The sequence below is a fragment of the Microcoleus sp. Pol8_D6 genome (assembly GCF_036700965.1).
GTDB lineage: Bacteria > Cyanobacteriota > Cyanobacteriia > Cyanobacteriales > Microcoleaceae > Microcoleus.
In genome coordinates this window covers 1-4,353 of the sequence record NZ_JAUBPW010000138.1, presented here as the reverse complement: position 1 = coordinate 4,353, position 4,353 = coordinate 1, and the positions used below count along the sequence as shown (strand labels likewise).

The following is a 4,353-nucleotide window of genomic DNA, read 5'->3' as shown; positions in this document are numbered from 1 at the left end:
ACGGGACAATTCGGCATAGTTCACAAAAAACTTATCAAGGCTACTATCTTACCATCATTACTTCTTGGCCACTACCGCTCGATGAACTCCATTGCAGCCACATTCCCACCTATATTGCCACCTACGAACGCCTGCAAAAACTGTCAGTAGAGACAGTTTATCCCGGTCACTATCGCATCTTTGGGCAGGAGCGCTACCACCAAATTATGCAGGAATACCTGGATCGACGACGCCAACCGGGATGCCCTTCTGAACCCCTAATGATACAATGAGCAACTCTTCGAGCGGAAAGCCCGTGCTGTGGGAAGAACTGACCTGGGAGCAAATTACTGCGCTGCGGGAGGATGGGATGACGATGGTTATCCTGCCTGTCGGTGCAACGGAACAACATGGACTCCATTTACCAGTTGGCGTAGATACCTTTTCTGCGATCGCCGTTGCCCACGGTGTCTCTGCCAGAACCGGAATTCCCGTGCTGCCTGCCCTTCCTTACGGCTGTTCCTTGGGACATTCCAAAAAATGGGCAGGGACTCTTTCTCTGCGTCCCGAAACCCTAGCACAGCTAGTGCTGGAAATTGCCGAGTGGGTCTATAGTGCTGGATTCAATCGCCTGCTGTTACTCAATGGTCACGTCACTAACTGGGCACCCCTGCGCTGTGGTTTAGAGAATGTGCGACATACCTACCCAGATTTGCGGATTGCCTTGCGCTCCATCTGGGAAATTGCGCCTAGCATTCATCAGTTCTACCACCAGGATGCAGCAAACTTCCACGCCAATTGTGCCGAAACCTCTATCATGTTGTCACTCCGTCCCGATCTAGTGCAGATAGATAAAGCAGTGGATGAACCGGATCGTTCTGCTGGTTGCTTCTTTGCCTACACCGTCAACAAAGAAAGTGTATACGGTGCGGTTGGAACTCCCAGCAAAGCGGATATCAGCTTTGGCAAGCAAATTTTAGAAACCTGCATTGCTGAACTCAGCGAACAACTAAAACGTGCCTTGGTGGAGGGAACACCTTTGGAGGAAATGCCTCCCAACCTAACACCTAACACCTAATATAGCAATCCTAAATGATTTGCTTGCGCCATACGCCAGAAAGATGCTTGCACTACAAGGATTCTGATCTCAATCAATTTTGCGACTGATTTAGGACTGCTATAGCATCCAGCATGATATGCTACCGTGTAAATGTATATTTTAACGGTAATTTATGCTAATTTTATCTTACCCATATCTAACATTTAGACAGGTATTCCTTAATAAGACTAACCTCAACTTCCAAATTTGACTTATAAAAACGAGACAATGACCGAAACTCTAACCCCTGAATTGCAAACCCTCAAACAATCCCTAGAGTCTCAAGGTGTTAAGTATGCCCTTGCCAGCTTTGTCGATATTCACGGTATGTGCAAAGCAAAATTTGTTCCCCTGTCTCATCTAGGGCAGATGATGGCGGGGTCAGAATTATTTACTGGAGCAGCACTCGATGGTGTGCCCCAGGATGTGAATGATGAAGAAGTCGCTGCCCACCCCGATCCCAATTCAGTTACAATTCTGCCCTGGAACCCAGAGGTTGCCTGGTTTACCAGTGACCTATATTTGCAGAAAAAGCCTTTTGAAGCCTGTAGCCGTGGAATTCTTAAGCGAGTTCTGGCAGAAGCTGCCAGTATGGGGTTTACCTTCAATTTAGGGATTGAGACGGAATTTTTTATTCTCAAAGAAACGGAGGAGGGAATTACCCCCGTTAGCGATCACGACACCTTGGCAAAACCCTGTTACGACCTGCAAGGACTACTCGACAACTACACCTGGGTAAAGGAAATTGTCGAGGCAATGAATAGCTTGGGTTGGGATGTCTACTCCTTTGACCACGAAGATGGGAACGGGCAATTTGAAACGGATTTTGCCTACTGTGATGCCCTGAAGATGGCAGATCGTTTCACCTTCTTCCGGCTGATGGTAAAAGAAATAGCTCGTAAGCATGGCTTCTTCGCCACCTTCATGCCCAAACCCTTCGCCAACCGCACGGGCAGTGGTGCTCACTACAATATGTCGCTGGCAGACATAAGGACAGGAGAAAACCTATTTTACGAGTCTGAAGATACCAGGGGATGTAAACTCTCTAAGCTAGGCTATCAGTTCATTTCAGGCATCCTTCGCCATGCTCCTGCTATCTGTGCTGTCATTGCGCCAACTGTGAACAGTTATAAGCGCCTAATTGCCAGGGGTAGTATGTCTGGTTTTACCTGGGCACCTGTTTATATCTGCTACGGAAATAACAACCGTACCAATATGCTGCGGATTCCCTTAGCAGGGGGGCGGGTAGAGTGCCGTGCAGCAGATATTTCTAGCAACCCCTATCTGGGTGCAGCAATGCTCCTAGCAGCAGGGTTGGAAGGCATCCGAGAAGGACTCGATCCAGGAGATCCCCATACCGAAAATATGTACAACTACTCGCTAGAACAACTGGTAGACATGGGAATTAACTTCCTACCGCGTAACCTGGATGAGGCAATCACTGCCTTTGCCCGTGATCCCTTAAGCGAGAAAGTAATGGGTTCGTTGATGTACAAAACCTATGTGCAATTTAAATCTCAGGAGTGGCAGGAATATCACACTCATGTCTCTGACTGGGAAATTCAACGATATCTCAAATTTTTCTAGCAGCAACTACGCTCTAAGCTGTCGCGCATTTAAATTGCATATTCGGGACGCTGCTCGAAGCCCATCTCACAAGACTTTGATTATTTCTTGACATACAGTTTAAATGCAGAACAGCTTAATCCTTCGCAAGCTATTGTTGTCTGCATTTTTTTAAACAACTAAGGCTAAAGCTCTAAGAAATACGAAATTTTGCGTAAGTCCTTTGTAAGGCTGAATACTTGTCCAAATCCTTTGTGTTAACAAAATCAAACTGTGCGGACAGACTCTAGTTTCTTGCCAAAAATAATAGTAAAGGTACTCTCAATGGCTCAATCTACTATGACAACGCCTGAACCTGCCCCCCGTGAATATAGCTACTTGAAACCGTCAGTTTTCTGGAGTATACGTCAGGGTTTTCCCAGATGGTTATCATTGCTGCTTGTTGGGCTTGCTCTAATTGTGCCATTGCTGTTGTGGATGGCGATCAGTTCCCTTAAACTCGTGCCCCCCATGTTCTTGCCAACACCAGCATCAGTGATTGATGCCGGAATCAAAATGTTCACCGATGAAAACTTAATCGTAGATGTCCTAGCGAGTAGCACTCGTGTTCTGGCAGGTTTTGTTGTTGCAGGAATTATTGGTGTGCCCATAGGACTGGCGATGGGGACGTTTTACAGTCTAGATAGTCTCTTTGCGCCGATTGTTGGCACGGTTCGTTATATGCCAGTCACAGCCTTTGTTCCTCTAATTGTCATCTGGTTGGGTTTAGAAGAACCCTCTAAAATCCTGATTATCATGTTGGGGGTTGTGCTATATAACGCCATCATGGTTGCAGATGCAGTCAAGTTTATTCCCAACGAGATGATTAACGTCGCTTATACACTTGGTGCAACTCGTCGAGATGTTGTGTTTAAAGTGATTATTCCTGCCGCATTTCCCAGTGTTCTTGATACCCTTCGCGTCAATATTTCGGGTGCCTGGAACTTTTTAGTGATTGCTGAGTTGGTAGCTTCCCAAAATGGTTTAGGATTCAAAATTATTCAAGCTCAACGTTTTTTGCAAACCGATAAAGTTTTGTTCTGCATTGCCTTAATTGGGATAATTGGATTAGTGATTGACTACGGATTGAAGTGGAGTTTTCAACAACTCACGCCTTGGGCAGATCAAATTCGTCATTAAAGCGTTAACAATTTATCGGAAGATGTAACCCAACCAATTGCGCCGTTTTCTCCAAGCACTACATCAATGGCAGCCTGATGTTCCCACGGTGTTAATGCCGCACAGCAATCCTCTAGTAATAGGCAGTAAAAACCTAGATCGCTGGCATGGCGATAACTGCCTAGCACACAGCACTCAGTGGTAACTCCTGTAAACAGGAGATGAGTAACATTGTGTTGCCGCAGTAGAGTCTCCAAATTGGTGGAAACAAATATAGATTGGGCAGGTTTGTCTATTTGCAATTCAGTGTCGAGAGGTTGTAATTCTTCAATCAGTTGAGTTCCTGGCTCACCTTGAATTAAAAAGCGTCCCATTTTACCCAAACTACCGATGGGGTAACCTGCATTGATGTATCGTTCTTTTTTACTGGGCGTAACATCTGACAGATCAGGTAAATGGCTTTCTCGCGTATAAATATAGTCATTTCAAATAAATGTGAGACAAATGCAAGATGATGTAAAATTAAGAAAAATTGTTAACTCGGAGCCGAA

4 protein-coding genes and 1 pseudogene are annotated in these 4,353 nt (G+C 45.5%); 4 read left to right on the top strand and 1 reads right to left on the bottom strand.

Annotation, left to right across the window (positions count from 1 at the left end; all coding sequences use genetic code 11):
* From QUA10_RS28600 to QUA10_RS28585, 4 genes and pseudogenes are all read left to right on the top strand, one after another.
* Positions 1-272, top strand: a pseudogene (locus tag QUA10_RS28600) (hypothetical protein); the annotation flags it as partial.
* A complete protein-coding gene (locus QUA10_RS28595) occupies positions 269-1,057 on the top strand; it encodes a creatininase family protein (protein WP_333085906.1) in 789 nt (262 codons plus the stop codon). The pseudogene QUA10_RS28600 and the gene QUA10_RS28595, both read left to right, overlap by 4 nt.
* Before the next feature lie 249 nt (positions 1,058-1,306).
* A complete protein-coding gene (gene glnT, locus QUA10_RS28590) occupies positions 1,307-2,665 on the top strand; it encodes a type III glutamate--ammonia ligase (protein WP_333085905.1) in 1,359 nt (452 codons plus the stop codon).
* 303 nt (positions 2,666-2,968) lie between these two features.
* Positions 2,969-3,823 (top strand): ABC transporter permease, encoded by an 855-nt coding sequence (locus QUA10_RS28585; protein WP_333085903.1) that lies wholly within the window; start codon positions 2,969-2,971, stop codon positions 3,821-3,823.
* On the opposite strand, the gene QUA10_RS28580 is transcribed toward QUA10_RS28585, so the two are convergent.
* A complete protein-coding gene (locus QUA10_RS28580; protein ID WP_333085901.1) occupies positions 3,820-4,176 on the bottom strand; it encodes an isochorismatase family cysteine hydrolase in 357 nt (118 codons plus the stop codon). The genes QUA10_RS28585 and QUA10_RS28580 overlap by 4 nt on opposite strands.
* Positions 4,177-4,353: the final 177 nt, after the last annotated feature.